The 25,582-nt window shown below is 57.3% G+C and carries 24 protein-coding genes; 14 read left to right on the top strand and 10 right to left on the bottom strand.

Translation table 11 applies throughout. The features are described 5' to 3' along the window. Position 1 precedes the first annotated feature (1 nt). Positions 2-1,585, bottom strand: coding sequence for an oxamate amidohydrolase (gene hpxW, locus ABLV75_RS07145; RefSeq protein WP_004100900.1), 1,584 nt, complete (start codon positions 1,583-1,585; stop codon positions 2-4). A 169-nt stretch (positions 1,586-1,754) separates the two neighbouring features. Here hpxW and hpxU point away from each other — a divergent pair, with 169 nt between their 5' ends. The 7 genes from hpxU to hpxK all read left to right on the top strand — a co-directional run bounded on the left by hpxU (position 1,755) and on the right by hpxK (position 8,158). After that, the gene (hpxU, locus tag ABLV75_RS07140; RefSeq protein WP_004100902.1) at positions 1,755-2,594 is read left to right on the top strand and encodes a MurR/RpiR family transcriptional regulator HpxU; all 840 of its coding nucleotides are present in this window, start codon (positions 1,755-1,757) and stop codon (positions 2,592-2,594) included. 215 nt (positions 2,595-2,809) lie between these two features. Then, entirely contained in the window at positions 2,810-3,595 is a 786-nt protein-coding gene (locus tag ABLV75_RS07135; RefSeq protein WP_004100904.1) for a transporter substrate-binding domain-containing protein, read from the top strand. Between the two features lie 9 nt (positions 3,596-3,604). Beyond that, positions 3,605-4,270, top strand: a complete 666-nt coding sequence (locus ABLV75_RS07130) for an amino acid ABC transporter permease (protein ID WP_004100905.1) — start codon at positions 3,605-3,607, stop codon at positions 4,268-4,270. After that, positions 4,270-4,926, top strand: coding sequence for an amino acid ABC transporter permease (locus ABLV75_RS07125; RefSeq protein WP_032704835.1), 657 nt, complete (start codon positions 4,270-4,272; stop codon positions 4,924-4,926). Before ABLV75_RS07130 ends, ABLV75_RS07125 begins: the two co-directional genes overlap by 1 nt. After that, a complete protein-coding gene (locus tag ABLV75_RS07120) occupies positions 4,907-5,647 on the top strand; it encodes an amino acid ABC transporter ATP-binding protein (RefSeq protein ID WP_004100907.1) in 741 nt (246 codons plus the stop codon). The genes ABLV75_RS07125 and ABLV75_RS07120 overlap by 20 nt, the downstream gene beginning before the upstream one ends. 10 nt (positions 5,648-5,657) lie before the next feature. Continuing rightward, a complete protein-coding gene (locus ABLV75_RS07115; protein WP_004100908.1) occupies positions 5,658-6,899 on the top strand; it encodes an alanine--glyoxylate aminotransferase family protein in 1,242 nt (413 codons plus the stop codon). After that, positions 6,896-8,158 (top strand): allantoate amidohydrolase, encoded by a 1,263-nt coding sequence (gene hpxK / locus ABLV75_RS07110; protein WP_004100913.1) that lies wholly within the window; start codon positions 6,896-6,898, stop codon positions 8,156-8,158. Before ABLV75_RS07115 ends, hpxK begins: the two co-directional genes overlap by 4 nt. Before the next feature lie 56 nt (positions 8,159-8,214). Here the strand turns inward: hpxK and ABLV75_RS07105 are convergent, their stop codons facing one another. Continuing rightward, positions 8,215-9,924 (bottom strand): pectate lyase, encoded by a 1,710-nt coding sequence (locus ABLV75_RS07105; protein WP_004100914.1) that lies wholly within the window; start codon positions 9,922-9,924, stop codon positions 8,215-8,217. Positions 9,925-9,996: 72 nt separating this feature from the next. Further along, the gene (locus ABLV75_RS07100) at positions 9,997-10,698 is read right to left on the bottom strand and encodes an oligogalacturonate-specific porin KdgM family protein (RefSeq protein WP_004100915.1); all 702 of its coding nucleotides are present in this window, start codon (positions 10,696-10,698) and stop codon (positions 9,997-9,999) included. Between the two features lie 681 nt (positions 10,699-11,379). Between ABLV75_RS07100 and ABLV75_RS07095 the strand changes: the two genes are divergently transcribed. Continuing rightward, positions 11,380-11,964 carry a LuxR C-terminal-related transcriptional regulator gene (locus tag ABLV75_RS07095; RefSeq protein ID WP_004100916.1) on the top strand — a complete coding sequence of 195 codons (585 nt, stop codon included), beginning with the start codon at positions 11,380-11,382 and terminating at the stop codon, positions 11,962-11,964. A gap of 120 nt (positions 11,965-12,084) precedes the next feature. Next, positions 12,085-12,858, top strand: coding sequence for a nucleotidyltransferase domain-containing protein (locus tag ABLV75_RS07090; RefSeq protein WP_004100917.1), 774 nt, complete (start codon positions 12,085-12,087; stop codon positions 12,856-12,858). 19 nt (positions 12,859-12,877) lie between these two features. Here ABLV75_RS07090 and ABLV75_RS07085 read toward each other — a convergent pair whose 3' ends face one another. Next, on the bottom strand, positions 12,878-13,351 hold the full coding sequence (locus ABLV75_RS07085; RefSeq protein WP_004100918.1) for a DUF2938 domain-containing protein: 474 nt from the start codon (positions 13,349-13,351) through the stop codon (positions 12,878-12,880). An 83-nt stretch (positions 13,352-13,434) separates the two neighbouring features. On the opposite strand from ABLV75_RS07085, the gene ABLV75_RS07080 reads away from it, so the two are divergent. The 3 genes from ABLV75_RS07080 to ABLV75_RS07070 all read left to right on the top strand — a co-directional run bounded on the left by ABLV75_RS07080 (position 13,435) and on the right by ABLV75_RS07070 (position 15,450). Continuing rightward, the gene (locus ABLV75_RS07080) at positions 13,435-13,833 is read left to right on the top strand and encodes a MerR family transcriptional regulator (protein ID WP_004100920.1); all 399 of its coding nucleotides are present in this window, start codon (positions 13,435-13,437) and stop codon (positions 13,831-13,833) included. Between the two features lie 33 nt (positions 13,834-13,866). Further along, positions 13,867-14,181: a hypothetical protein gene (locus ABLV75_RS07075; RefSeq protein ID WP_004100922.1), complete on the top strand. Its 315-nt coding sequence runs from the start codon at positions 13,867-13,869 to the stop codon at positions 14,179-14,181. Between the two features lie 366 nt (positions 14,182-14,547). Then, the gene (locus ABLV75_RS07070) at positions 14,548-15,450 is read left to right on the top strand and encodes a GGDEF domain-containing protein (RefSeq protein WP_024274011.1); all 903 of its coding nucleotides are present in this window, start codon (positions 14,548-14,550) and stop codon (positions 15,448-15,450) included. Between the two features lies 1 nt (position 15,451). Here the strand turns inward: ABLV75_RS07070 and ABLV75_RS07065 are convergent, their stop codons facing one another. Beyond that, the gene (locus tag ABLV75_RS07065; RefSeq protein WP_004100926.1) at positions 15,452-16,285 is read right to left on the bottom strand and encodes an AraC family transcriptional regulator; all 834 of its coding nucleotides are present in this window, start codon (positions 16,283-16,285) and stop codon (positions 15,452-15,454) included. Between the two features lie 252 nt (positions 16,286-16,537). On the opposite strand from ABLV75_RS07065, the gene ABLV75_RS07060 reads away from it, so the two are divergent. Beyond that, positions 16,538-17,305 (top strand): phytanoyl-CoA dioxygenase family protein, encoded by a 768-nt coding sequence (locus ABLV75_RS07060; RefSeq protein ID WP_004100928.1) that lies wholly within the window; start codon positions 16,538-16,540, stop codon positions 17,303-17,305. Between the two features lie 120 nt (positions 17,306-17,425). Here ABLV75_RS07060 and ABLV75_RS07055 read toward each other — a convergent pair whose 3' ends face one another. From ABLV75_RS07055 to ABLV75_RS07035, 5 genes are read right to left on the bottom strand one after another with little or no spacing between them, the layout of a single operon-like run. After that, positions 17,426-17,767: a PTS fructose-like transporter subunit IIB gene (locus ABLV75_RS07055; RefSeq protein WP_004100931.1), complete on the bottom strand. Its 342-nt coding sequence runs from the start codon at positions 17,765-17,767 to the stop codon at positions 17,426-17,428. A gap of 15 nt (positions 17,768-17,782) precedes the next feature. Next, complete coding sequence (locus ABLV75_RS07050; protein WP_004100933.1) at positions 17,783-18,658, bottom strand: [formate-C-acetyltransferase]-activating enzyme; 876 nt, start codon at positions 18,656-18,658, stop codon at positions 17,783-17,785. Next, on the bottom strand, positions 18,624-20,921 hold the full coding sequence (locus ABLV75_RS07045) for a formate C-acetyltransferase (RefSeq protein WP_004100936.1): 2,298 nt from the start codon (positions 20,919-20,921) through the stop codon (positions 18,624-18,626). The genes ABLV75_RS07050 and ABLV75_RS07045 overlap by 35 nt, the downstream gene beginning before the upstream one ends. A 51-nt stretch (positions 20,922-20,972) precedes the next feature. After that, positions 20,973-21,293: a PTS fructose-like transporter subunit IIB gene (locus tag ABLV75_RS07040; protein WP_004100938.1), complete on the bottom strand. Its 321-nt coding sequence runs from the start codon at positions 21,291-21,293 to the stop codon at positions 20,973-20,975. A 20-nt stretch (positions 21,294-21,313) separates the two neighbouring features. Further along, positions 21,314-22,390, bottom strand: a complete 1,077-nt coding sequence (locus tag ABLV75_RS07035; RefSeq protein ID WP_348854910.1) for a PTS fructose transporter subunit EIIC — start codon at positions 22,388-22,390, stop codon at positions 21,314-21,316. Positions 22,391-22,698: 308 nt separating this feature from the next. Here ABLV75_RS07035 and ptsP point away from each other — a divergent pair, with 308 nt between their 5' ends. Continuing rightward, positions 22,699-25,200, top strand: coding sequence for a phosphoenolpyruvate--protein phosphotransferase (gene ptsP / locus ABLV75_RS07030; RefSeq protein WP_004100943.1), 2,502 nt, complete (start codon positions 22,699-22,701; stop codon positions 25,198-25,200). The last annotated feature ends 382 nt before the right edge of the window (positions 25,201-25,582 follow it).

Below are 25,582 nucleotides of genomic sequence, written 5' to 3'. Positions count from 1 at the left end.
CCTAATATCCGGCGGCGGAGCCGTTGCTGCGCGGATCGCTGGCCCCCTCAAACAGGCCGTTGGGATGACGTACAATCGCCCCCGCATGGCCCATGGCTTCGCTGAAATCGGCCAGCACTTCAACCTCGTGCCCCAACTGACGCAGGCGGTCAACGCTTTCGGCGCTGAAGCGGCCCTCCAGCTTGAGCGAGTCGGAAGTCTGCCCCCAGGTGCGCCCCAGCAGCCAGCGCGGTCGGGTGATGCTTTCCTGCAGCGGCGCGTTTTGCATGACGTAGCGGGTGAAGATAGCGGCCTGGGTTTGCGGCTGGCCGTCGCCGCCCATGGAGCCGTAAACCATCACCCGGCCATCGTTCAGCTTTGCTGCGGCCGGGTTGAGGGTGTGAAACGGCTGTTTACCGGGCGCCAGCGCCAGCAGGTGGCTCGGGTCGAGGCTGAACGATGCCCCGCGGTTCTGCCAGACAATGCCGCTCTCCGGCAGCACCACGCCGCTGCCGAATTCGTGGTACAGGCTTTGGATAAAGGAGACCGCCAGCCCGCTTTTATCGATCACCCCCATCCAGACGGTATCGCCCGGGCCTTTACCTGCGCCCCACGGAGCCGCCCGCTGGTCGTCGATGTTATCCGCCAGCGGCTGCAGCGCCGCCGGTGTCAGCAGGCTCTGAATATCAACATCAAGGTGGCGCGGATCGGTGATGTGCGCGTCGCGCAGACCGAAGGCCAGCTTGGTCGCCTCCACAATACGGTGGACGGTCATCGCATCGTCGGCGTCGGCCATCGCCAGCCTGTCGGTGATGCCGAGGATCGCCAGCGAAACCAGCCCCTGAGTCGGCGGCGCGAGGTTCCACAGTTCGCCGTGTCGATGCGCCAGTCTGAGCGGCTGGGGGCGGCGAGCGCGATGCTGCTGCAGGTCGCTAAGGGTGACGGGCAGTCCGTACTTTTCCATCCCGCGGGCCAGCTGCTCCGCCAGCGGCCCGCGATAGAAGCTATCCAGGCCTTCTTCGGTTAATCGGCGCAGGGTGTTCGCCAGCGCCGGCTGCAGAAAGCGGCTCCCGGCCTTCGGCGGCTGGCCGTCCACCAGAAAGGTTTCAGCGAAGCCGGGCTGGTCGCACAGTTCACTGAATTTATCGGCGCTCGCGCTGGCCTGCGACGCGGTAACCGGGATACCGTTTGCGGCGTAGCCGATGGCATCTTCCAGCAGACGCGTGAGCGGCAGGGCCGCGCCGGTTAACTCGCGCGACACCTTAAGCGCTTCGTCCCAGCCGCTGACGGTGCCCGCCACGGTCAGCGCCGCCTGCGGACCGCGATGGGGGATCTGCGCGAGGCCGGCGTAGGCCTGCGGTGTCGCCAGCGAACCCGCCGCGCCGCTGGCGTCAATGGCGATGGGGTCGCCCTCGGGCGGCACGATAAGCCAGAAACCATCGCCGCCGAGGCCGTTCATATGCGGATAAACCACCGCAATGGTCGCGGCGGCGGCGACCATGGCTTCGATGGCGCTTCCGCCTTCGCGCAGTACCGCCAGCGCGCTTTGGCTGGCCAGATGATGGGGGGCGACCGCCATCCCGTGGGCGGCAACATGACTTTGCATGAATTTTCCTCAATTAAGCGACTCGTCCGCTGAGGGTTGCAAAAGCTGTTCCATATCTGAACGTAAAGTTTCACCTGTTGCCGACAACGCGCTTTTTTTGGCGGGACTGGCATACATTATGAATGCGGATACGGTTATGATGCGGTGAAACGAAAGTTACAGAGGTCTTATGCAACAGCTTGATGAACGACTGAAAGAGCAGTACCCGTCATTATCGCCGCAGGAGCAGCGGGTGGCGGATTTTATTTTCGATCATTTTGATGATCTGATTAGCTACAACAGCGCAGAGCTGGCGCAGCTTAGCGGCGTGTCAAAAGCCACGGTCAGCCGGCTGTTCAAGCGCCTGGGCTATGAGAAGTATAAGGATATGCGCGATGAGCTGCGTACCCTGCGCCAGAGCGGTATGCCGCTGACCGACAATCGCGATGCGGTACAGGGCAATACTCTGCTGGCGCGCCACTATAAACAGGAGATGGCCAACCTGACACAATGGGTTAACGCGCTGGATGTTCAGCAGTTCGCCGAGGCGATTCAGGCGCTGGTCGCCGCCCGGCGTATTGTGATTGTCGGCATGCGTAATGCTTATCCTGCGGCGCTGCATCTGCGTCAGCAGCTACTGCAGGCGCGCGGGCAGGTACTGGTGCTGCCGCAGCCCGGACAAAGCCTGAGCGAGGAACTGGTGGATCTCAGCGCCGACGACCTGGTGGTGGTGATGGCATTCCGCCGCCGCCCGCGAATCATTCGCCCTCTGCTGCAGCAGCTACAGAGCAGCGATATTCCGGTGCTGCTGATGTGCGAGCCGCAGGCCCACGGTCTGTTTCCGCTGGCGCGCTGGCGGCTTTGCGCGCCGCTGGATAGCGTGTCGGCCTACGACAGCTACGCGTCGGTCAACAGCCTGATCAATCTGCTGTCGAACGCCTTTTTGCATGAAATTCTCGATAAAGGTCGCCCGCGCATTCACGATATTGCCACGCTCTACCAGCAGCTGGATGAGCTGGAACAGCGATGATGGGGCGCCAGCGTGGTGCTTTGCATGGTTTTGGTGCGATGAAATATGCAGGAATCAGCGCCGCTGGTTCCTCTTTACTCTTCTCTTTCTCTTGTTTTACTGGCCTTTAAGCGAAGCGTTGCCGATGGCGCAGTGCATAAATTTATCTGGCACATTAGTTGCAGAAGCGACTTTAAAGAATCTTTTGTTTCATGCTAACGTAACGGGTAAATATCATGAAGAAACTGTTGATCGCGCTGGCCGGGGCCGCTTGTCTGTTAACCCACCTCTCGGCGGCGAAAGCTGACCAGCTGCAGGATATCGAAAAACGCGGCGTGATCCGCATTGCGGTGCCGCAGGATTTCCCGCCGTTTGGCTCGGTGGGCACCGACCTTCAGCCGCAGGGCTACGACATCGATATGGCGCGCTATCTTGCCAAAGAGATGAAGCTCAAGCTGCAGCTGGTACCGGTGACCAGCGCCAATCGCGTGCCTTATCTGCAAACTGATAAGGTAGATCTGGTGATTTCCAGCCTGGGTAAAAACGCCGAGCGCGAGAAGGTGATCGATTTTAGCCGGGCCTACGCGCCGTTCTTTCTCGGCGTATTTGGCGCGAAAGGCGCTGAGCTGAAAGACCCGGCGGCGCTGAGCGGTAAAAGCGTTGGCGTAACCCGCGGCGCGGTGGAAGACATGGTGCTGACCAGCGTGGCGCCGAAAGAGGCGCAGATTAAGCGCTACGAAGACAACAACACCACGCTGTCGGCGTACCTTTCCGGTCAGGTGCAGTATGTGGCTACCGGTAACCTGGTGGTGGCGGCCATCGCCCGGCAGAACGCCGATAAAGCGCCGGTGCCGAGCTTTATGCTGAAAGATTCGCCGTGCTTTATTGGTCTGAAAAAGAACCAACCGGCCCTGAAGGCGAAAGTGGATGCGTTGATTGAGCAGGGGGTAAAAGACGGCACTCTCAACGGCCTTTCCGAGAAATGGCTGAAAGCGCCGCTGCCTGCCAGCCTCGGCGCATAAGGTCCGGGCATGACGGAGCAACTTCATTTCTCTGCGCTCTGGCCGCACTGGCCGGAGCTGCTGGCGGGGCTGTGGGTGACCATCCAGCTAACGGTACTGGCGACGCTCGGTGGCCTGACGATTGGCATCTTCGGCGCCGCCATCCGCAGCGGGCGGCCCACGTGGTTCAGCCGGATTTGGGGCGGGTATGTCGAATTGATTCGCAACACGCCATTTGTGGTACAGCTGTTTTTTATCGTCTTCGGCTTACCGAACCTGGGGCTAAAGATGACGGCGGGCGAGGCCGCGCTGCTGGCGATGGTGGTCAATCTTGGGGCCTACAGTACCGAGATCGTGCGCGCCGGTATTCAGGTCACGCCGAAGGGGCAGTGGGAAGCAGGACGCGTGCTGGGGCTGACCCGGACGCAGACCTTTATTCAGGTGATTCTGCCGCCCGCGCTGCAGCGCATTTATCCGGCGCTGGTGAGCCAGTGCATCATCGTCATGCTCGGTTCGTCGGTAGTGTCGCAGGTCTCTTATGAAGAGCTGACCTTTGCCGCTAACCTGATCCAGTCGCGCACCTTCCTCAGCTTTGAGGTCTACCTGGTGACGACAGGAATTTATTTGGTGCTGTCGATAACGATGCGCCAGCTGCTGATGGCGGCAGGACGAAAATGGCTGGGAGTGCAGGCATGATGACCACCTTTACCGATTGGGACATTGTTCGCAATCTGCTGCTGGCCGGGCGCTGGACGGTGCTGCTGTCGCTGGTGGCGTTTCTCGGCGGCGCGCTGGTCACGCTGCCGCTGCTGCTGCTGCGCATGACCGGCGGGCGCCAGATAAAGCGCCTGATCCGCGGCTATGTTGAGCTGTTTCAGGGAACGCCGCTGCTGATGCAGCTGTTTCTTGCCTTTTTCGGCGTGGCGCTGTTCGGCATCGACGTTTCGGCGTGGACCGCGGCATCGCTGGCGCTGACGCTGTATACCAGCGCGTTTTTGCTCGATATCTGGTTTGGCAGCATCCGCGCGCTGCCAAAAGGGCAGTGGGAAGCATCGCGCTGTCTGGGGCTGAGCTTTGGCCAGACGCTCTATCGGGTCGTTGCGCCGCAGGCGCTGCGGATCGCCATCGCCCCGACGGTGGGGTTTGCCGTGCAGGTGATTAAGGGCACGGCGCTGGCGTCGATTATCGGCTTCGTTGAGCTGACCAAAGCGGGCACCATGCTGACCAACGTGACGTATCAGCCGTTTAAAGTCTTCGCGCTGGTGGCGCTGGGCTATTTCATTCTGTGTTATCCGCTGTCCCGCTACAGCCGTTATCTGGAGAACAAATTCAATGCCTCTCATCACCATTAATCAGATGCAGAAGTATTACGGCGATAATCACGTGCTCAAGGGCGTCGATCTGGATATCGATATGGGCGAAGTGATCTCGATTATCGGCCGCAGCGGGTCCGGCAAAAGTACGCTGCTGCGCTGCATCAACGGCCTGGAAGGCTATCAGGATGGCAGCATTAAGCTCGGCGGGATGACTATTACCGACCGCGACTCGCAGGCGCGGGAGATCAGCCGCTCTATCGGCATGGTGTTCCAGAACTTTAACCTGTTCCCGCATATGACGGCGCTGGAAAACGTGATGCTGGCGCCGCGTCGGGTGCTGAAGAAGAGCGCCGCCGAGTGTCGGGAGCTGGCCCAGCGGATGCTGGAAAAGGTCGGGCTTGGCGACCGGCTGGATTACTACCCGTCCAGTCTTTCCGGCGGTCAGCAGCAGCGCGTGGCGATTGCCCGCGCGCTGGCGATGTCGCCAAAAGTTTTACTCTGTGACGAGATCACCTCGGCGCTGGATCCCGAGCTGGTTGGCGAAGTGCTTAAAGTGCTGGAGCAGCTGGCGGCGGAGGGCATGACGCTGATTCTCGTGACCCATGAAATGAATTTTGCCCGCGAAGTGGGCGACCGCGTGGTGTTTATGCATCAGGGGCGCGTCTGGGAGCAGGGGGACAGCAAAACGCTGTTCGCTAACCCGCAGACCAGCGAACTGAAGCAGTTTATTTCATCCGTGCGCGGCTTAAATCAATAAGGAATCAAAAATGGACATGACACAGTTTCCGCAACTCAATCCGCCGGCGCGTCTGCTGATGGGGCCAGGCCCGATTAACGCCGACCCGCGCGTGCTGCGCGCCATGTCGAGCCAGCTGATCGGCCAGTACGACCCGGCGATGACCCATTATATGAACGAAGTGATGGCGCTCTACCGCGGCGTATTTCGTACCGAAAACCGCTGGACGATGCTGGTGGATGGAACCTCAAGGGCCGGGATTGAGGCGATCCTGGTTTCGGCTATTCGGCCGGGGGACAAGGTGCTGGTGCCGGTATTTGGCCGCTTCGGCCATCTGCTGTGCGAAATCGCCCGCCGCTGTCGGGCGGAAGTGCACACCATCGAAGTGCCGTGGGGTGAGGTGTTTACCCCGGACCAGGTGGAGGATGCCATCAAACGTATTCGTCCACGCCTGCTGCTGACGGTGCAGGGCGACACGTCGACCACGATGCTGCAGCCGCTGGCGGAGCTGGGGGAGATCTGCCGCCGCTACGACGTGCTGTTTTACACCGACGCCACCGCTTCGCTGGGCGGCAATCCGCTGGAAACCGATGCCTGGCAGCTGGATGCGGTCTCGGCGGGGATGCAAAAATGCCTCGGCGGCCCGTCCGGCACCTCGCCGATTACCCTCAGCGCGCGCATGGAGGAGGCGATTCGCCGCCGCAAATGCGTCGAAGAAGGGATTCGCACCGATGCCCACCGCGACGGCGACGAGGAGATGATCTACTCCAACTATTTCGATCTCGGCATGGTGATGGACTACTGGGGACCGGAGCGCCTTAACCACCATACCGAGGCCACTACCGCGCTGTTCGGCGCCCGCGAATGCGCGCGTCTGATCCTCCAGGAGGGGCTGGATAACGGCATTGCCCGCCATAAGCTGCACGGCGATGCGCTGCTAAAAGGCATTCAGGCGATGGGGCTGGAGACCTTCGGTGACCTGAAACACAAGATGAACAACGTGCTTGGCGTCGTCATCCCACAGGGGATAAACGGCGACCAGGCACGCAAGTTGATGCTGGAAGATTTCGGCATTGAAATCGGCACTTCGTTCGGCCCGCTGCACGGCAAAGTGTGGCGTATCGGCACCATGGGCTACAACGCGCGTAAGGATTGCGTGATGACCACGCTCAGCGCGCTGGAGTCGGTACTTAACTATCTCAAATTCCCGACCACTCAGGGCGCCGCGATGCAGGCCGCGTGGGATCACTATCGCAGCGAGAGCGCGCAATGAGTCAAGCACAACGCCAGCAGGCGGATATGCAGCAGGCCGCGGCCAGGGTGTTGGCCCGCGCCGATGAGCTGGCGGCGATCAGCGAAACGCCGGACGCCCTGACCCGGGTTTATCTCTCTCCACAGCATCTTGCGGCTAACCAGCGGGCGGCGCTGTGGATGACCCAGGCCGGGATGACCGCCTGGCAGGACAGCGTCGGCAATATTTGCGGTCGCTATGAGGGTGAGCAGGAGGGCGCGCCGGCCATCCTGCTGGGGTCGCATCTTGATACGGTGCGCAACGCCGGGCGCTATGACGGTATGCTCGGCGTCCTGGCGGCGATTGAGGTAGTGCATCGCCTGCATCAACAGGGGCGACGGCTGAAAAAAGCCATTGAGATTGTCGGCTTTTGCGATGAAGAGGGGACGCGTTTCGGCATTACGCTGCTTGGTAGCCGCGGGCTGACCGGTACCTGGCCTGAGAGCTGGCTGGCGCAGACCGATGCCGATGGCGTCAGCGTGGCGCAGGCGATGGTGCTGGCCGGGCTGGATCCGGCGCGCATTCACCTGGCCGCCCGCAGCCAGGAGGAGATCGCCGCGTATCTGGAACTGCATATCGAGCAGGGGCCGTGCCTGGAGCAGGAAGGACTGGCCTTAGGCGTAGTGGAAGCGATTAACGGCGCGCGTCGGCTGAACTGCCGCTTTACCGGCGAGGCGGGACACGCCGGGACCGTACCGATGAGCCATCGGAAAGATGCGCTGGCCGCCGCCGCCGAGTGGATGGTGCTGATAGAGTCTCTGACCCGCGAGCAGGGCGGAAACCTGGTCGCCACGGTGGGCACGCTGCGCTGCGCGCCCGGCGCGGTTAACGTTATCCCCGGCGACGTTACGCTGACTCTGGATATTCGCGGGCCGCACGACCAGCCGCTCGAGGCGCTGCTCGAGACGCTGCTGACGGGGGCACAGGCGATTGCCGCCCATCGCCAGCTGCAGTTTAGCGCGGAAGAGTTTTACCGCATTGCCGCCACCGCCTGCGATAGCGGATTGCAGCAGGTACTGAGCGAGGCGGTGCAGGCGGTGCAGGGGCGTTCGCTGACCCTGCCGAGCGGCGCCGGACATGACGCTATCGCCATGGCTGAACGTTGGCCGTCCGCGATGCTTTTTGTCCGCTGTAAAGGCGGCATCAGTCATCATCCTGCCGAGTCGGTCACCGCCGACGATGTGGCGCTGGCGATTGAGGCCTATTTTCGCGCGGTGACGGCGCTGGCAGCCGGGAAGTAAGCGCCGGGCTGTCCCGTCGCGGTACGGTCCCCCACCGGTGGCGATGGGGGCCAGTTTTATTTTTTGCCGTTCGGTTTCAGCTGCTCACCGGGTCTGAGCCTGAACAGCTCGTCATCTCGGGTGGAGTAGCGCACGGTTCCGTCAGCCATCCGATAAGCGCCTTCCGTGAATCCAGCGCCGTTCAGGAACGGAGCGACCGCGTCCGGCGTGTTGCGGAAGGCGGCTTCCAGGGCGAGAAGCGCATAGGGGGCGATACTATCGATACTGGCATATTCGGCCTCAGGATCATCGACAAAAAAGCCGTTGAGGCGCTGCTTGTTGATGATGTTCGCGCCGATGCGATCCGCCAGCGTCAAATAATCCCGCTGCCCGGTGGCCTGCCACAGGTCGATAAGCGCGAAAATCGCATACGGCTGATGGTTCTCCGTTTGGCTATTCAGCCTGCGGTTTGCGCCGCCGGGTTCACCGATATCGCCTAACCCCTGGCCTTTCGCGATGCCGCGGGCGACCTTCCAGATGGCATCATCCGGTTCAAGCGTCCAGGCGCGGGCATAGGAGAGAAGAAATTCATTTCCCGCCGGATAGGCTTTGAGTACCGTCCCTTTTTTTCCATAATAGCCATCGCGTTTTAACGCGTAGTCGGAGAGATCCGTGCCGTTGGCCAGCATCGGGCGGAAGGTATTATTCTGCTCATCGTAAGCGTAGGTCGCGAAGGCCTTGAGGCCATCAAGAGTCCATTTTTTGAGATCGTCACCGTCTTTGCCGAGCGATTTTGCCAGGGCAAGCTGCATCAGCGCATTTTCTGAATAGAGCGTACTGGTTCGGCCCTTAAGCAGCATATTGCCTTCCAGCGCGTCCGGGCCCAGTTCCGGGCCAAACTGACGCTGCGCGCGGTCGCCGTATTTCGAATGCGTGTCGCTGTCATCGCTGGTATCGGCGCGTTTTAACGGTTGGGTAAACTGGTATACGCCCAGCCCGGTCTTCTTATCTCGCGGCAGAACGTACTGTTCGGCCAGCCGTTTTGCCCACGTCAGTGCGCCAGCGTCACCATCGTATTGATACAGCAGCGATGCGGAGTAGATCAGGTCGTTGCCGGCATTGAGGAAGCTCAGACCTTTGGTGGCGAAAAAGGGCGGCTGTTGGACAAAATCACTTTGCCAGAGCGCGCCCATCGGTTTGCCGTACTCCCCGTGGCGGCTGGTTTCCAGCGTTTTCCAGTCGTAAACATGGGCATTCCAGAAAGCCTTGATAAAGCGCGCGGTCGCCTGGTCATCGACGGCAAACATCATGTCGTAATAGGGATAGGCATTCTTAAGTTCATGAACCCGCTCTTTTTCACTTGGGCCTTGAGGCTGCAGCGTTTTTAAATCAACAAAACGATGCCCTCCCCATAGCAGCAGCCCGCTTGCATCCTGATAGTGGTCAAAGTAGTAGCGTATATTCTCCGCGACCCGCTGTTTATATTTTGTTTCGCCGGTCAGGTTGCTTAACCCTACCAGCACCCGCATCAAGTTTTGCTGGGCAGAGAAGTTCGACAGCACGGTCACTTTACCGTCCGGAAATACCCATTCCATTTGTTTGCCGGTGCGTGGGTCCACGCCATTAGCCAGCAGGGGAGAGTGATGCCCGTACCGATCGCTTGCTTTGTCCAGCACGACGTCGGCGAACTGCTTTACGCTGCTCAGGCGCTCGTTCTCCTGGGCACCCGCATTCAGTGAGAAGAGACTCAGAACGCCCAATGCCAGGGTGATTTTTGCAATCTTCATTATTTTCCTCTTAATGAAAATAAGGGTTTAATTAAACCCTTATTTATTTTTTATCTGACTGACAGGACGTTATCAGAAGGAATATTTCACGCCAACGCGATAACGCGTTTGGCGTTCATCGGTGGATTTACTACCGGAAACGTTGCCGATGGCCATATAAGGAGACCAGTTTTTATCAAATTTATAGGTCAGCTTAAAATCATGGGTCCAGTCATAGCTTTCGTTATCCGCTAAAATAACCCCGGCGGAGTTGGCTTTTTTATAGTCCAGCTCATAATCCAGTTGATAATCTTTGAGGAATTTCCAGGAAATAACGCTGGTCAGATTATAGCCGTTCTCCGAGGTGTCTTTAGACGTGCCAATATTGCCTGAATTGCGCTTGTAGTAAGGGCGATAGCGCAATGAGGCGCTGAGATCGTCGGTCAGATTCGCTTTACCGCGCAGATAGGGCCGATAGTTATTTGAGGACGAACTGGTATCCAGAGAGAAGCCGGGCTCAATCTGGAAGGTCTTATTTATTTTATGCACGTAGCTCGCCACCACTTCGGTGCCGTTACTCACGGTTTCATCATAGGCTTTATTTTTATCTTGCGATCCTTTCCATTTTCCTTCCAGCGATAAGCCAAAGCCATTGGCAAAACGGTGAGACATCAACAGACGATCTTTATGATTGTTCCCGGCTTTGTCATTCGTTTCATGACGATAATCAAAGGTCACCGCGTGAGCAGCAATACTGATGAAAGGAATTGTGACTAATAATAATGAGCGAAACATAGGGTGCCTCTACTTTTTTTATTTTCCAAAGGTACAAGAAATGACCTGCCGTAAAGCAGGCAGAACGATACAAATGAAATTTTTAAATGGTTGTGTGGTGCCGGGTGCCTCCCGGTGAATCAGGCGCTGACTTCCTGATCCGTCTATAAAAACGAAACGTCGATGAGGGTATTCCTCTATTCAGCATGACCCCGCCGCTTAGGGGGATTCACCACACATTATTCTTTATTCCCCGGTGATGACGAGTTTGTACTGCTTGTGATTTTATTGAAAATAACTTTTACACAAAATGAAATGATGTTTTGAGATCAAGATCGGAATATTTAAAAGAGTGATTAAATAATTTTTATTACATTTATAAAGATAATCCTAAAGAAAATTAACATTTATAATCATGTGGTTGCGGTGTTTTTGGTGTTTTATTTCTGGTCTATGCACGGCTTTAATTGAATTAACGGTAATCTTATTCCTATATTTTTAAGGGATTATTTTGTTAAAAATTAAAAAATATTCCGGCGTTATCAATGGTTAAATCGGGGCTAATGCTTGCGATGTGCTTTAGTTAAACAAAAGCTAAACGGATAGGCTCGCGGTATTGATCTGCCTGACTGACGACATAACACTCACAAAAACGCGTCCATGTGGAAGGATAATAAAAGACGGTGACCTCGGGGCTACAAGATGACCATTTATGGAAAGGATCGTGTATTTATTTATGGAGTAGAAAAGATACTGCAGGCGCTTAGCGATGAGGCGGGAACGGAGGCAGAGAGCGATGCGGCCTGTATGTACGTCACCCATGGGATGGATATTCAGGAGATCTATGCTCTTTTCTTCCGCCACCCGCCGGAGCACTACGCCATCTTCATCACCTCCGAACGCCATTTTGAGGCGATCAACCGCCTGTTTCCGGGCCTGTTAAAGCTCTGTTTAGCTGAGCGGTTGACGGTAGACGAGCTGCATCAGGCGTTAAGGGTGATGCGCCTGTTCTCGGCGCAGAACCAAAGCGTGGCCTATTTGCCCACCAGGTTGAATTTTACCCATGCGGAGCGACAGATTATGCGGCTCAGTTTGCGCGGCCATTCCCTGGATGATATTGCCCGTATCCGTGGGGTTAGCCCCTCTACGGTCAGCGTCCAGCGTACCCGGCTGATGAAGCGTATGGGAACCAAAAGCCTGCAGGAGCTATGCTCCCTCTATGCGGCAATGCGCGCCAGCGATCGCTCACGCACTCCGGCTAAGCTGAATGAGGATCGCGGTTATTGATTAATGCAGCCCGTTGGGTAAGCGCGAAAGGCGAACGCGAGATAATATTGTTTGCCCGTCAGGCGCCAACGTACCGCCCGCAGGTTGTTGCGGGCATACCGTCAGTAAACAGGAGAAAGAATGGCTGTCGATCGCAATGGCGACATTGCCCTGCCAATAGTGAACGCAATGCAGCCCGAATTCGCCCGCGTAGTGGACGGGGTCGTGGCAACGCTAACCCGGTGCTTCCCTGAACTGATGCATAGCCTTTATGTTTACGGTAGCGTGGCGCAAGGACGAGCAACGCCCGACAAGTCCGATCTCGACATGAGCGTGATATTCCACGATCGCCCCGATCGGGCCACAGCGGCGCGGCTCGCTGAGATTAAGCGTGAACTGGAAAAGAGCTATCCGGTTGTCAGTAAAATCGATTTTGATTGCGGTGTGCTGCCGCAAGTCCTGCACCCGGATCATACGCTGAGCTGGGGATACTGGCTTAAACATCATTGCGTCTGCGTGTACGGCGAAGATCTGAGCCGCCGGTTTGCTCCCTTTAAACCGGCAAAAGCTATCGCCGTTGCCGTAAATGGGGATTTCCTGCCGGTACTGGAAAAATTCATGGCACAAATACGCTCATCCGCGGATAAGAATGAAGGGTTACAGCTGCAGCGCGCTGCCGCACGCAAAATCATCCGCGCAACCAGTATCCTGCGTAGTGAGTACGACAAAGACTGGCCGGACACCCTTGCTGAGCACCATGGTAAGCTCATTGCCCGCTATCCTGAAAAAGCTGATGACATGGATTACCTGCTGGCAGTGAGTCATGAACCTCAGGGAGACCTGGCCGACTTTGAAAAAAGGATTCTGGCTTTTGCCCGCTGGCTTAACGTCGAGTTTCATCGTCGTCAAAGCTGAGCGGAAACGCGCCCTGGCCTCATGCTCTGCTAACCATAGCCGTGATATAAAGTCCGCATCCCCAGGCCAGGTGCGTAAGCACGCTCAGCAAGCGAGCCAGCCACGGGCGAGGTGTTTGTGACGCCGCAATGCCGAAGCCCAATGCGGGTTGAAGAATCAAGAACGGCGCAAATAACGTTAGCACGCCTGCCAGCAGGCCTGCCGTCAGCGTCGGCTCGTTTAACCAGACGGTTCCGTTCAATGCCAGCGGGACAAAAGCAAAAATGGCCCCGGTCAGGTAGTGAAACACCCAGCCGATAACGCTCTCTCCACGCAATGCCGGCGTGGAAGCGATGGTATTATGGCAAAGCTTTCCTCTGAAAAGCCATGCAATCCAGCGACCCACCAGCGCATAGTTTAGCGGCGGCAGCTTGAGCAGGTATTTTTGGCCGAATGACCAGAGATCCATTATCAGCGTCGCGCCAATACCCGTTATGACCGTTTTTACTACCATCATCGTCTCCAGGGTGTACTCCTTTTCCAATGCATGTCAGGCTGGTAGCCAGTGTGCAACTTGAAGCGAGGTTTAAGTCAACCATGAAAGCCCTCGATATCCGGGAAATTGCCGATCTTTCTGGCATAAATCCCTCCGCGCTGCGTTATTACGAAAAAAAAGGATTAATTCAGCCTGTTGGCCGTAACGGTTTACGACGGCAATATCACCAAAATGTGCTCAATAAACTGCAGCTCATTACGTTGGGGCAGGCGGCAGGGTTTACGCTGGATGAACTTGCCGCGATGTTTGGTTCGCAAGCCGGGGTCACGATTAACCGGGGGCTGCTCCTCCAGCGGGCGAAAGAGATTGATGCCACCGTGCGCAAGCTGCAGCTGTTAAGCCGCGGGCTGAAGCACGCAGCGCGCTGCACGCAGCCGGAGCCTGTTCATTGTGAAGAGTTCAAAAGAGTGGTGGCGAAAGGGTTGAGGCTGGTTGGCTGATTAATTACTTCAGACTGTGATGAGAGCATTATAATGGACAAAAATTTTACACCTGAGCAAATCGAAATCATTAATCGCGTGGTTTTTGCGCGCGTCGAACAAATGAAAGAGCAAGTGACTGACCTTATTGCGCAGACAGAGCGCGATGCGCACCAGCAGCTGGCGGATTGCGGGATTGATATGACCGATTTCTGTCCGGCTAATCAGCACTTTCTTATGATGACAATCGTCCAGGCGCTGATAGATCGGGTGCACGGCGGCGACAGGGCCCTTGCCCGGAAGATAATAACCATGGAGGCGAAGAGACTGAACGTCAGCGTTAACGTTGAAGCTGATAGTTCGAGATAGCCTTGAGGCTGAGTCTGCGGCGGACCAGAGCGTTATAAACTGCATCAGCACTGCCTTGTTTGCATAGCAGAGTCAGCCCCTTCAGCATCGGCCATCGGGCTAAAAATGGAAGACCGCTCCCGGAGTCCAGAAAAGGCCTTTCCCCCAGCACCGATTGCCACATCCTCGTAGCGTTAACTCTTTATTATTCGCGCCACTGACTTCGTCGCCATGGATTGGTAGTAGGTTGGAACATTCCTCGGGGTCAGTCCACTCTCTTCTGCTCGCTGCTGCGCATCGTCAGGCTGCGCGCCTTTAAAGTTCGCTCAATCGCTCTGCGCTGTTATGCTAAAAGTCTGGCAAGCCGCGCTGTTAAGAGACCTGACCATGCCCGAACGCGAGAAAAACATCCATATTCAACCCTCATCTTCAATCTCCCGCACCCATATTCTACCGGCGCTGCTGGCCATCGTCGCCGTGACCGGACTGTGCGCGTATATCTCGTCGCCGCTGGGGCCGTGGCGCGAAATTTTGATTAATCCCGGAATGTATATCGATCTGCTGGCGCTGCTATTTCTGCTGTTTATGCTCTGGAGCTCCACCAAAGTGCGCATGAATCACGTGGCGGTTAACTGGGTACGCTACGGACTGCTGCTGTGGATTGCCGGCGGTACGTTCGATCTGATGGATGAAATCTTTCACCAGCCGCGCTGGATGGGGTACTACTGTGAAGATCTGCTGCGCCTGTCCGGCATGCTGCTGAGCGCGGTCGGGGTCTACAAAATTATTGAGCGCATCAATCTGCTGTACGTTGATGCGCGTTCCCAATCATTAAAGGATGAGCTGACCCAACTGCCTAACCGTCGCTTCTTTATCGACACCATCCGCGAGAAGGAGGGACGCAGGCTGGGGCTAATGATTGTCGATATCGATTACTTCAAGAAAATTAATGACACCTGGGGCCATCTGGTGGGGGACGAAGTCCTCTTTGCTCTCGGTAAGCAGCTGGCTAAGCTCACCAGCGATAAGGTGCTGCCTTCGAGGATTGGCGGCGAAGAGTTTGCCATTATTGTCGACGGAATGACGGCGCAGGAAGTGGATGAACTGGCGCAGGCTATTCTGCAAAACGCCCGGGCGATCCTGATCAACCACGACCATCCGCTGTCGATCAGTATCGGCGTTGGTCTGCGTAACAAAGGGGAACCGCAAAACCTGTTCATTAAAAAGGTCGATGACGCCCTCTATAAGGCCAAAAATAACGGTCGCGGGCGGGTCGAGTGGGCCGTCTGAGTCAGCCCTGCTGCGCGCTGCGGCAGTGGCGACGATATTCTGATGGCGAACGCTCGGTGTAGCGTTTAAACACCCGGCAAAAATAGTTGCTGTCGACGAACCCGCAGTTGTGGGCGATCTCTTTTACCTTGAGATCGTAGCCGCGCAGCAGCTTTTTGGCCTTTTCCAGGCGAACGCTGGTGAGAAACTCATTAAAACCGACGGAGCCGGATTTCTGAAAAATATGCGACAGGTAATTGGGCGTAATATGAAAGCGTTTCGCCACCGACTCGCGGGTCAGGGGCTGGCTGAGATGCTCTTCGAGATAGTCCTGCACCGCCAGAAACAGATCGCGACTGCGGCTGACGCGCATCTCCAGCCCCACCAGCTGCTCAAGGCAGTGGCTTAACAGGGCCGCGACCACCAGCCTGGCGGTCACCGGATCCGGCTGCAGGCAGATTTCATTAAGCGATAGCAGCAGATAGGAGCCGACGCGCGGCCCGAGGCGGGCAACGTTCTGCTTTTCCGTGCGCAGCTGCTTGCCGTCCCAGTACTGAACGCAGAATCCGAGCTTCTGGCGGCCAAAGAGGATGCTTAACGTCGATGCTGACCCGGTCCACTCCGGCAGCGTCCACTTGCCCGCCTGAACGTAGAGCACCTGCGAGGCGGAGAGCATCGTCTCCGATAGCGGCAGCCCGCTCTCCTTAAGCTCACCCTCAAGCACAATTTCCAGCCGCGGAAAGGGCACTTTAAACGCCAGCGCAGGCTCGGAGATATCCGGGTCGGGGAATCTGACGTGCAGATTATCTTTCTGATTTACTAAACGATTTAAAATATCCGCCAGATCGTCAATCATTCCGTACGCCTTAGAAGAGAACAATTATCTTGTTGATTATAATCTATTTTATCAGTGGTGATTTGTTCTGTGTCAGGCTGGGTCGCGAATGTTTGCCCTACAGAAAGAGGAAAAAAGCTGGATTTTGATAGCCATCACACTTTTCTTCCTCGCGTACGCTTGTCCAGTTTTTCGTAGTTTTGGCCTCATGTATTCCCGGTCGGTGCAGATTAGAGTTTGTTTTGTGTTATCGATAAGTTAAGGAATAGAAATATGGAACAACAATCTGCGGTTTATCTGGATGCGCTGGGGGCAAATGTTGCGCTGAGCCCGACAATGAAACAGGAACTGGATACCCTGGGCTACACCGTTGTGCATAACGTGGTGGACGCGGAGTGGCTGGCGGCGATGCGTGAGCTTATCGACGCCATCGTCGAGAGAGAGGGCGACAGTCTGGCCATTGAACACCACCAGGAAGCGACCGCCACGCGCATTGCCAACCTGATTAATAAAGGGGTGATTTGGGAAAAGGTCTGGTCGCATCCGCTGATACTTTCCGCCTGCCGGTATATTTTTCAGGGCGATTTTAAAGTCTCCAGCCTGAACGCGCGGGAAGCGTTGTTTAACGGCGGCCATCAGCCGCTGCATGCGGACTGGAAAAAACCGCGTCCTGACTTTCCGAAAGTACATCTGGTGAATACGATATGGGCTATTGATGACCTGAGCGCTGAAAACGGCGCACCGCGCATTATCCCCGGCACCCATTTGCGTCCGGAGCTACCGGAAGAGGTGCTGGACGACCCGGAGCTGGCGCATCCTGATGAAGTGGTGTTCGCCGCGCCGGCGGGCAGCGTGATGATTTATAACGCCCACGCCTGGCACGGCGGGACGCGCAACCGCGTCGGCAGCAGAAGGCGGGTGCTGCACGGCTTATATATCGACAGAGCGGATACCGCGCAGCAGGATCAGCAGCGCTGGCTGACGCCGGAAACCGCCAGCCGTTTGACCCCCGCGCAGAAATGGCTGCTGGGGGTGGCGTAAATTAAATTGCCGAAACACGGTGTTCCCGGAGGCGGTGCTGCGCACCTGTCCGGGCTACAAAATCGTTGAGCACCGGTAGCCCGGACAGACGCATCGCGCCGCCTCCGGGATTTCCCGCTCTCAAGGGATCTCAATATAAACCACCGGCTTTTTCATAATGCATTTAACCGCTTCGACAATCTGCTGCGGCTGCAGCAGAAAAGTTTTGATGCTGGTCTTAATGGTGCGGATGCCGTTGAAGCGTCTGGCATCGTCAATTTCAATATCCGTCACCAGCAGAACGACATCGGCATGGGCAATATCGTCAGCGGTAATTTTGTTCTCAACCCCCAGCGCGCCCTGGGTTTCGATTTTGATATTCCATTTCTCATGGTGGCCGACCTTTTCCAGGCGTTCGGCCGCCATATAAGTGTGAGCGACGCCGCTGACGCAGGCCGTGACGGCAACGATATTGAAATCCATAGCATCCTCCAGGCGTTATCCGCCAATGGTCACGCTAAAACCGGCCCGTTCGGCCAGCGTCTTGAATGGCTGAATCTCAGATTCTGCAGGGGCCTTAATCATCGACATCGACCATTTTTTTCCCAGTAAATGATATTTTGGTTCGCCGAACTGATGGAACGGCAGAAGATGAATTTCGCGCAGCTTAAAGGGGGCCAAAAACGCCAGGATCTGGCGGAAATTCTCTTCGTTAAGCGTAAATCCCGGAATCAGCGGCACCCGGGGAATTAGCGGGATTTGGGCTTCGACCAGACGGGTGAAGTTATCCAGCACCCGCGGCATATTCATCCGCAGCTGCTCCCGGGCCAGCGTTTCATCCATGATTTTCAGGTCGAACAGCACTTCGTCGCACGCCTGAGCCAGCGGAAAAAAGCGGCTGAACGCGGTATCGCCCGCTGTTTCAATTGCCGTTCTGATCCCCCATTCGCGCAAGCGGCGCAGAAAACGCGCGGCAAATTCGGCCTGCATCAGGACTTCGCCGCCCGACAGGGTCACGCCGCCGCCCGAGGCACGGAAGAAGATCTCATCCTTCAGCACCTCTTTAAGCAGATGATCGAGGGTAACGTCGCGGCCAATCTGCTCCCACGCGCCGGAGGGGCACTCGACCACGTCCTGCTGGCAGCGCGAGCAGCGCAGGCACTTGCTCTCCCGGCGTACGGTCTGAATTTTCGGCGAGATCGACTCCGGATTAGCGCACCACGGACAGGTATGCGGGCAGCCCTTAAAAAACACCACGGTGCGGATCCCCTGACCGTCATTCAAAGAGTAGCGCTGGATGTTAAAAATGCGCGCCTTATCGGCGCGCGTTTCCATGACCTCACAGCTGATGCGCGGTGCGGCGGATAATGTCATCCTGAATCTCCTGCGACAGCTCAACGAAAAAGGCGCTGTAACCCGCAACGCGCACCACCAGACCGGCAAAATCCTGCGGCCGCTGCTGGGCTTCGCGCAGCGTATCGGCGTTGACCACGTTGAACTGAATATGCTGTAGCCTCAGCCTGGTGAATGCCTGCAGGAAGTCGGCCAGCTTATTCAGGCCGCTGTCGCCGGCAAGCGTTGCCGGGGTGAATTTGACGTTCAGCAGCGTACCGTTGGAGAGCAGAAAGTTATCCAGCTTGCTGACCGACTTGAGCACCGCGGTCGGTCCCTGAACGTCCTGGCCGAGCATCGGCGACAGCCCGCCGTCCGCCAGCTGTTCTCCCGCCAGGCGTCCGTCCGGGGTGGCGCCGACGACCGAACCGAGCGGCACGTGGGCAGAGACGGTATAGGAACCCGGCGTAAACTGACCGCCGCGCGGGTTCTGGTATTGTTCTACCTCTTTGCAGTAAAAGCGCAGTAGAGCGGCGCTGATGTTGTCCACTTCGTCAATATCGTTGCCGTATTTCTCGAAGCGGTTGATCAGGCGAGCGCGAATTTTTTCCCCTTCCGGCGTCTGGAAATTGGCTTTCAGCACTGCGATAAGTTCAGCGAAGCTGAGCCGTTTTTGCTCAAAAACCATCCCTTTTAGCGCGTGCAGCGAGTCGCTGAGGTTAGCAATGCCGATGCCCTGGACCCCGGAGAAGTTATAGCGCGCGCCGCCTGCGGTAATATCCTGACCGTGCTGCACGCAATCCTCAATAAAAGAAGAGAGCAGGGGAACCGGCGCCCAGTCGCGGTGGCCGATATCGCAAATGTTGCTGCCTTCCACCATCAGCTTAATGTAATAGCGAATCTTGTCGCGGATCTGGTTAATCAGCCCATCCCAGGTGATATCAGGATTGCTTTCGTTTTCCAGCATCACGATTTCCATCACCTTCAGCAGGTTAAACATGGCGATATCGTGCAGGCCGTAGGTGCGCCCCGGGATCGACAGCTCAACGCAGCCAACCACCGAATAATCCCGCGCGTCCTCCAGCGATACGCCGCGGTTGAGAAATGCCGGGATCACCACTTCATCATTAAAGATTTGCGGAATGCCGGTACCGAGGCGAATGGTCTCGGCGGTTTTGCGCAGGAAAGGACGATCGATGAGCTCGTTGACGCGTACGCCAAGGTTCGGCTGCGGCAGTCGAACGTTCTGGTAGGCGTCGAGGGACAGAAACGACAAAATATTGACCGCGCTGCGTCCGGTCTCGGTCAGGCCGCCGAGCAGCGCGGTATAGCCGGTCGGGAAGCCTGCAAAGTAGCGCGCGCTGCTGGTGGAGCGCAGCAGAACGATATCGTTGCACTTCACCCACAGCGACTCCAGCAGCTCCTGAAGAAACTGCGGATCCTGGCCGCGATTCAGCGAAGCCTGATAGTACGGCAGCATGTACTGGTCAAAGCGTCCCAGCGAGATAGAGCTGGCGTTGGATTCATACTGCAAAATGATGTTCATATACCAGAAGAGCTGGCAGGCCTGCCAGAAATCTTCCGGGCGGTGTACCGCATTATGGCGGGAGATGTTGGCGATGGTCTCCAGCTCTTTGCGCCGCTGTTCATCAGCACAATCGGCGGCCATTTCATCGGCAAGGGCCGCATAGCGCAGAATATGGCGCTGGGAGGCTTCCAGCAGGATCAGCACCGCCTGATAAAAACTGTTCTGCGGGTGCTGCTGACGCACCGCCTTAATCTCCGTCACCAGCGCGGCGAGGCCGTTTTCCAGCAGGCGAGGGTAGTCGATAATGATATGTCCCTGGCCCTTATCGGTCTGGTTGACGCTAAAAATCTGCGTGCTGACGGCGTTTTTGACTTCATCGGTCATCTGGGCGTTGATGAAGTCCTTCATCGAGCGATTTTCCCAGTAGGGGAACAGCTCTTCGCGATAGATGCGCTTGTCTTCTTCGCTGATATTGAAACGGTCCTGCGGGCGGGTCGGGAACTGGTCCAGCTCCTTGAGCAGCCAGTAGGGGTCCATCTCCGGGGACATAATTCCGGCGCGCGGCTTGATAGTCCGGTTGCCGGCAATCAGTTCATCATCACGAATCGAAATCTGCACATGATCGAGGATCCATGCGGTCGCTTTCGCCCGGCGGATCATTACCGGCTCACCCTCCGTCTGTTTATGGCTGGCGGTGTAGAGCAGCGCCCGCTCGAGTGAGATTTCGCGCGGGTTGGCGAACAGACGATCTTTTAAGCGTTGAGTGCGATTGGTCATGACAAACTCCATGTTATTTTGCGGGGCGCAGGGCGCGCCCCGGGCATTCAGTCAGGCATTCTGTGAAAGGTGGCTGTCGATTTTGTTCATAATGGCTTCGGCGCGCTTCACGGCATCACTGATGTTGACGCGCACGATGGTTTTACCGGCAAAGCGTTCTTCAAACTTAATGCCGATATCTTTGGTCAGAATCACCATATCGGCGCTGGCGACGTCTTCTGCGGTCAGCTCGTTCTCAATGCCGATGGAGCCCTGAGTCTCGACTTTGACCTGCCAGCCTTTGGCTTTAGCGGCGCTCTCCAGCGATTCGGCGGCCATATAGGTATGGGCAACGCCAGAGGGGCAAGCGGTAACGGCGATAATTTTGGTCATACGATATTCCTTCCACTGTTTCAGTTAATTTCGAAATCAAGATCCATCTCGTCATCGGCTTTGGCGTCTGACGTTTTCTTTTTCGCCAGGGCTTTGAGCTGAATGACGCAGGCGGCGCTGACGATGGCGCCGACCGCCAGACCGGCAACAAACCCGCCTTTACCTTCGACGACCGGCAGAACGATGAGCCCGCCCCAGCCGGCGTAGCACTGGGCGCCGAGCAGCGCGGCGGTGACGCAGCCGGCGGCGGCGCCGATCATATTGGCCGGGATAACGCGCAGCGGGTCGGCGGCGGCGAAGGGGATCGCGCCTTCGGTCACGCCAACGCAGCCCATCACCAGCGCGGCTTTCCCGGTTTCGCGCTCTTCCGCGGAGAAATATTTACGCCCAATCAGCGTTGCCAGGCCCATGCCCAGCGGCGGCACGGCGATACCGACGGCGGCGATGGCCACTACGCTGTAAACGCCCTGAGAAACGCAAATCAGCATGAAGGCGTAGGCGACTTTATTCACCGGACCGCCCATGTCGAAGGCCAGCATCAGGCCCATAATGATGGCGAGAATAACGATGCTGCCTTCGCGCATGCCCTGCAGCCAGCCGGTCAGACTGGCGGTCAGCGCGCCAATCGGCTCGCCGAGACCCCACATCATGATCCCGGCGGTTATAAAGGTGCCGATAATCGGGATAACGAAGATGGGCATCACCGAGCGCAGCACCTTGTGCACCGGGATTTTCTTCAGGTAGTAAACCACCAGCCCGCCAATGATCCCGGCAATCAGCGCCCCGAAGAAACCGGCGCCGAAGCTGTTGCCGACCCAGGCGCCGATGGCGCAGGGGGCCAGCGCCGCGCGGTCGGAGATGGAGTAGCCGATATAGGCCGCCAGAAATGGCACCATTAGCGTCAGACCGGCGACGCCGATATCAAACAGTTTTTTCAGGTTAGGGTCGGTGGCGGCATCGGGCACCGCGCCCTTGCCGTACAACATGACGGAGACTGCCAGCAAGATCCCACCGGACACGACAAACGGGATCATATGTGAAACCCCGGTCATGAGGTGCTGGCGGGTATTTTTTAATATTTGCACCAGTTCGTTCATTGTTTTTCTCCTGAGCGCTGCGTGGCCCGTGACTGAGTTGATGTCTCAACATTAGAAAAAGGGCGGCGCATAAAATAGTAGAGAAAAAGTGCATTTACTGGATATTTGTAAGGCGAGGAGAAAATTGCGATCCACCTCAAATCTTAGTTCTGGTGGGTTTTTGACGCCCTTCACGAGGCGATTTGTGACCACGAGCATAAAAAAGATTCAGCCATACAATTATCCAGTAATTACCACTTTTATCGTGTAGTGGCGGGCGGCTTCTTTCTTTACCTTTTGGCTAATACGCATTATTCAGGAGGAAGGCGATGGCTCTGGTAATTGAATTCATATGTGATTTGCCCAACGGCGTACATGCGCGTCCGGCAAGCCTGGTAGAAACGCTGTGCAATACTTTTTCATCTTCAGTCGAATGGGTAAACACCCGCACAGAAGGACGCGGAAACGCCAAAAGCGCGCTGGGGATTATTGGCACCAATACCTTAAAGGGCGACCGCTGCCAGCTTGTTGTCAGCGGTGAAGATGAACAGCAGGCGTTTAATACACTGACGGCGTTCATCACCGACGAGTTCCCGCACTGCGATGCGCCGCTGCCGGCGGCGGAGCAAATGGCCGTTCAGCCGGTTCCTGAATCCCTCTCGCGTCTTAATCCTACCCTGTTTCACGCGCTGCCGGTCTGCGCCGGCAGCGCGGGCGGCAGGCTCACCCATCTTAAGTCCCTCGACCTGCGCGATTCAGGCGCGCTGCCTGCAGCGGGCGCAATCGAACAGGAACAGGCGGCGCTGGACAGGGGCCTGACCCTGCTGGTAAAAAATATTGAGTTCCGCCTGCTGGATAACGACGGTACCGCCAGCGCGATCCTTGAGGCGCATCGCTCTCTGGCCACCGACGCCTCGCTGCGCCAGCATCTGCTGGACGGGCTGTTGAACGGTCTGAGCTGCGCTGAAGCGGTGGTCGCGACCGGCGAACATTTTTGCGCCCAGTTCAGCGCTTCCGGCAATAGCTATTTGCAGGAGCGGGTGCTGGACGTGCGCGATGTGTGCTTCCAGCTTCTGCAGCATATCTACGGTGAGGATCGTTTTCCGGCACCGGGTAAGCTGACCGAAGAGGCCATCTGCCTCGCCGATGAACTCACCCCCAGCCAGTTTCTTGAACTGGATAAAACGCTGCTTAAAGGCCTGCTGCTGCGCAGCGGCGGCACCACTTCACATACGGTGATCCTCGCGCGTTCGTTCAATATTCCTACCCTGGTGGGCGTCGATATGGAGGCGCTGCTGCCGTGGGTCGATCGCCGGGTACAGATTGACGGTAACGCCGGGCTGGTGGCGGTGAATCCCGATGAAGCGGTGGCGCGCTACTATCAGCAGGAAGCCTGGGTACAGGCGCAAATCCGCCGCCAGCAGCAGGCCTGGCTGGATAAAGAGGGCCGAACGGAAGACGGTATTCGTCTGGAGGTGGCGGCCAACATCGCCCATTCGGTAGAGGCGGCGGCGGCCTTCAACAACGGCGCGCAGTCGGTAGGACTGTTCCGCACCGAGATGCTCTATATGGACAGGCCCAGCGCGCCGTCGGAAAACGAGCTGTATAACATCTTTTGCCAGGCGCTGGAGCCGGCCAACGGGCGCAGCATTATCATCCGCACCATGGATATCGGCGGCGACAAGCCGGTGGCCTACCTCAACATCCCGGCGGAGAATAACCCGTTCCTCGGCTACCGGGCGGTGCGTATTTATGAGGAGTATCAGGCGCTGTTCCGCACTCAGCTGCGGGCGATTCTGCGCGCTTCCGCGCACGGCGCGCTGAAAATCATGATCCCGATGATCTCCTCGATGGAAGAGATCTTATGGGTCAAAGAGCAGTTGGCGGATGCTAAACAGTCGCTGCGCAGCGAACATATCCCGTTTGATGAAAAGATCCCGCTGGGCATTATGCTTGAGGTGCCGTCGGTGATGTTTATCATCGATCAGTGCTGCGAAGAGATTGATTTCTTTAGTATCGGCAGCAACGACCTGACCCAGTACCTGCTGGCGGTGGATCGCGATAACGCCAGGGTGACGCGCCACTACAACAGCCTCAATCCGGCTTTTCTGCGCGCGCTGGATTACGCGGTTCAGGCGGTGCATCGTCAGGGGAAATGGATTGGCCTGTGCGGCGAGCTGGGGGCTAAAGGTTCGGTGCTGCCGCTGCTGGTGGGGCTGGGGCTGGATGAGTTGAGCATGAGCGCGCCGTCGATTCCGGCAACCAAGGCGCGTCTGGCGCAGCTTGACAGCCGCGCCTGCCGTCAGCTGCTTAACCAGGCGATGCAGTGCCGTACTTCATTAGAGGTGGAACATCTGCTTGCCCAGTTCCGCATGACTCAGCAGGACGCGCCGCTGATTACTCCGCAGTGCATTACGCTGAATAGCGACTGGCGTAGCAAAGAGGAGGTCATTAAGGGCATGACTGATAATCTGCTGCTGGCCGGGCGCTGCCGCTATCCGCGTAAGCTGGAAGCCGATCTGTGGGCTCGCGAAGCGGTGTTCTCTACCGGTTTAGGCTTTAGCTTCGCCATTCCACACAGTAAATCGGAGCATATCGAGCAGTCGACCATCAGCGTCGCCCGTCTGGCGCAGCCGGTAGCGTGGGGCGACGACGAGGCGCAGTTTGTGATTATGCTGACGCTTAATAAGCATTCGGCGGGGGATCAGCATATGCGTATTTTCTCGCGGCTGGCGCGGCGCATTATGCATGAAGAGTTCCGGCAATCGCTGGTGACGGCGCAGAGCTGCGAGGCGATCGCGGCGCTGCTGCAGCGCGAGCTGGAGCTGTAATTCGGTCCGGAGAATCTCCCCGGTGGCGCTTGCGCTTACCGGGGCTACGGTTTTCCAGCGATCTGCGGGGCGGTAGCCCGGGTAAGGCGTTTACGCCGCGACCCGGGATATCCGGGCCCGGTGCCTCCGGGAATGTATACGTATTCCGTTCACCGCTATTCGGCAGAAAATGTATTTCCGTCGAACGTGAACGGGTAAAGGGGGAGAAAACCGTCTCCCCCTTTACAATCCCCGCGGTCCCGCAAAGAAATCGGTGCTGCGCACTGCGCTCACCTCCCGGCCCTCAGCCTGCGGTCGGCTCAACTCGACATCAATGTCTCGATTCGCCTCTGTCCGCCATCCCTGGCGGCCAACCCTTGTCTTCGGTCCTCCGGTTCGCCGA

Origin of the sequence: Klebsiella sp. CN_Kp066 (genome assembly GCF_040065135.1) — a bacterium.
Classification (GTDB): Bacteria; Pseudomonadota; Gammaproteobacteria; order Enterobacterales; family Enterobacteriaceae; genus Klebsiella; species Klebsiella oxytoca.
Note: the sequence above shows the minus strand (reverse complement) of the source record. Positions and strands in the feature narration are given on the sequence as shown.

What these genes read in the sequence shown, in the direction of transcription:
- hpxW (WP_004100900.1), bottom strand. Translation starts at nt 1,585, where the DNA reads ATGCAAAGTCATGTTGCCGCCCACGGGATGGCGGTCGCCCCCCATCAT.
- hpxU (WP_004100902.1), top strand. Translation starts at nt 1,755, where the DNA reads ATGCAACAGCTTGATGAACGACTGAAAGAGCAGTACCCGTCATTATCG.
- ABLV75_RS07135 (WP_004100904.1), top strand. Translation starts at nt 2,810, where the DNA reads ATGAAGAAACTGTTGATCGCGCTGGCCGGGGCCGCTTGTCTGTTAACC.
- ABLV75_RS07130 (WP_004100905.1), top strand. Translation starts at nt 3,605, where the DNA reads ATGACGGAGCAACTTCATTTCTCTGCGCTCTGGCCGCACTGGCCGGAG.
- ABLV75_RS07125 (WP_032704835.1), top strand. Translation starts at nt 4,270, where the DNA reads ATGACCACCTTTACCGATTGGGACATTGTTCGCAATCTGCTGCTGGCC.
- ABLV75_RS07120 (WP_004100907.1), top strand. Translation starts at nt 4,907, where the DNA reads ATGCCTCTCATCACCATTAATCAGATGCAGAAGTATTACGGCGATAAT.
- ABLV75_RS07115 (WP_004100908.1), top strand. Translation starts at nt 5,658, where the DNA reads ATGGACATGACACAGTTTCCGCAACTCAATCCGCCGGCGCGTCTGCTG.
- hpxK (WP_004100913.1), top strand. Translation starts at nt 6,896, where the DNA reads ATGAGTCAAGCACAACGCCAGCAGGCGGATATGCAGCAGGCCGCGGCC.
- ABLV75_RS07105 (WP_004100914.1), bottom strand. Translation starts at nt 9,924, where the DNA reads ATGAAGATTGCAAAAATCACCCTGGCATTGGGCGTTCTGAGTCTCTTC.
- ABLV75_RS07100 (WP_004100915.1), bottom strand. Translation starts at nt 10,698, where the DNA reads ATGTTTCGCTCATTATTATTAGTCACAATTCCTTTCATCAGTATTGCT.
- ABLV75_RS07095 (WP_004100916.1), top strand. Translation starts at nt 11,380, where the DNA reads ATGACCATTTATGGAAAGGATCGTGTATTTATTTATGGAGTAGAAAAG.
- ABLV75_RS07090 (WP_004100917.1), top strand. Translation starts at nt 12,085, where the DNA reads ATGGCTGTCGATCGCAATGGCGACATTGCCCTGCCAATAGTGAACGCA.
- ABLV75_RS07085 (WP_004100918.1), bottom strand. Translation starts at nt 13,351, where the DNA reads ATGGTAGTAAAAACGGTCATAACGGGTATTGGCGCGACGCTGATAATG.
- ABLV75_RS07080 (WP_004100920.1), top strand. Translation starts at nt 13,435, where the DNA reads ATGAAAGCCCTCGATATCCGGGAAATTGCCGATCTTTCTGGCATAAAT.
- ABLV75_RS07075 (WP_004100922.1), top strand. Translation starts at nt 13,867, where the DNA reads ATGGACAAAAATTTTACACCTGAGCAAATCGAAATCATTAATCGCGTG.
- ABLV75_RS07070 (WP_024274011.1), top strand. Translation starts at nt 14,548, where the DNA reads ATGCCCGAACGCGAGAAAAACATCCATATTCAACCCTCATCTTCAATC.
- ABLV75_RS07065 (WP_004100926.1), bottom strand. Translation starts at nt 16,285, where the DNA reads ATGATTGACGATCTGGCGGATATTTTAAATCGTTTAGTAAATCAGAAA.
- ABLV75_RS07060 (WP_004100928.1), top strand. Translation starts at nt 16,538, where the DNA reads ATGGAACAACAATCTGCGGTTTATCTGGATGCGCTGGGGGCAAATGTT.
- ABLV75_RS07055 (WP_004100931.1), bottom strand. Translation starts at nt 17,767, where the DNA reads ATGGATTTCAATATCGTTGCCGTCACGGCCTGCGTCAGCGGCGTCGCT.
- ABLV75_RS07050 (WP_004100933.1), bottom strand. Translation starts at nt 18,658, where the DNA reads ATGACATTATCCGCCGCACCGCGCATCAGCTGTGAGGTCATGGAAACG.
- ABLV75_RS07045 (WP_004100936.1), bottom strand. Translation starts at nt 20,921, where the DNA reads ATGACCAATCGCACTCAACGCTTAAAAGATCGTCTGTTCGCCAACCCG.
- ABLV75_RS07040 (WP_004100938.1), bottom strand. Translation starts at nt 21,293, where the DNA reads ATGACCAAAATTATCGCCGTTACCGCTTGCCCCTCTGGCGTTGCCCAT.
- ABLV75_RS07035 (WP_348854910.1), bottom strand. Translation starts at nt 22,390, where the DNA reads ATGAACGAACTGGTGCAAATATTAAAAAATACCCGCCAGCACCTCATG.
- ptsP (WP_004100943.1), top strand. Translation starts at nt 22,699, where the DNA reads ATGGCTCTGGTAATTGAATTCATATGTGATTTGCCCAACGGCGTACAT.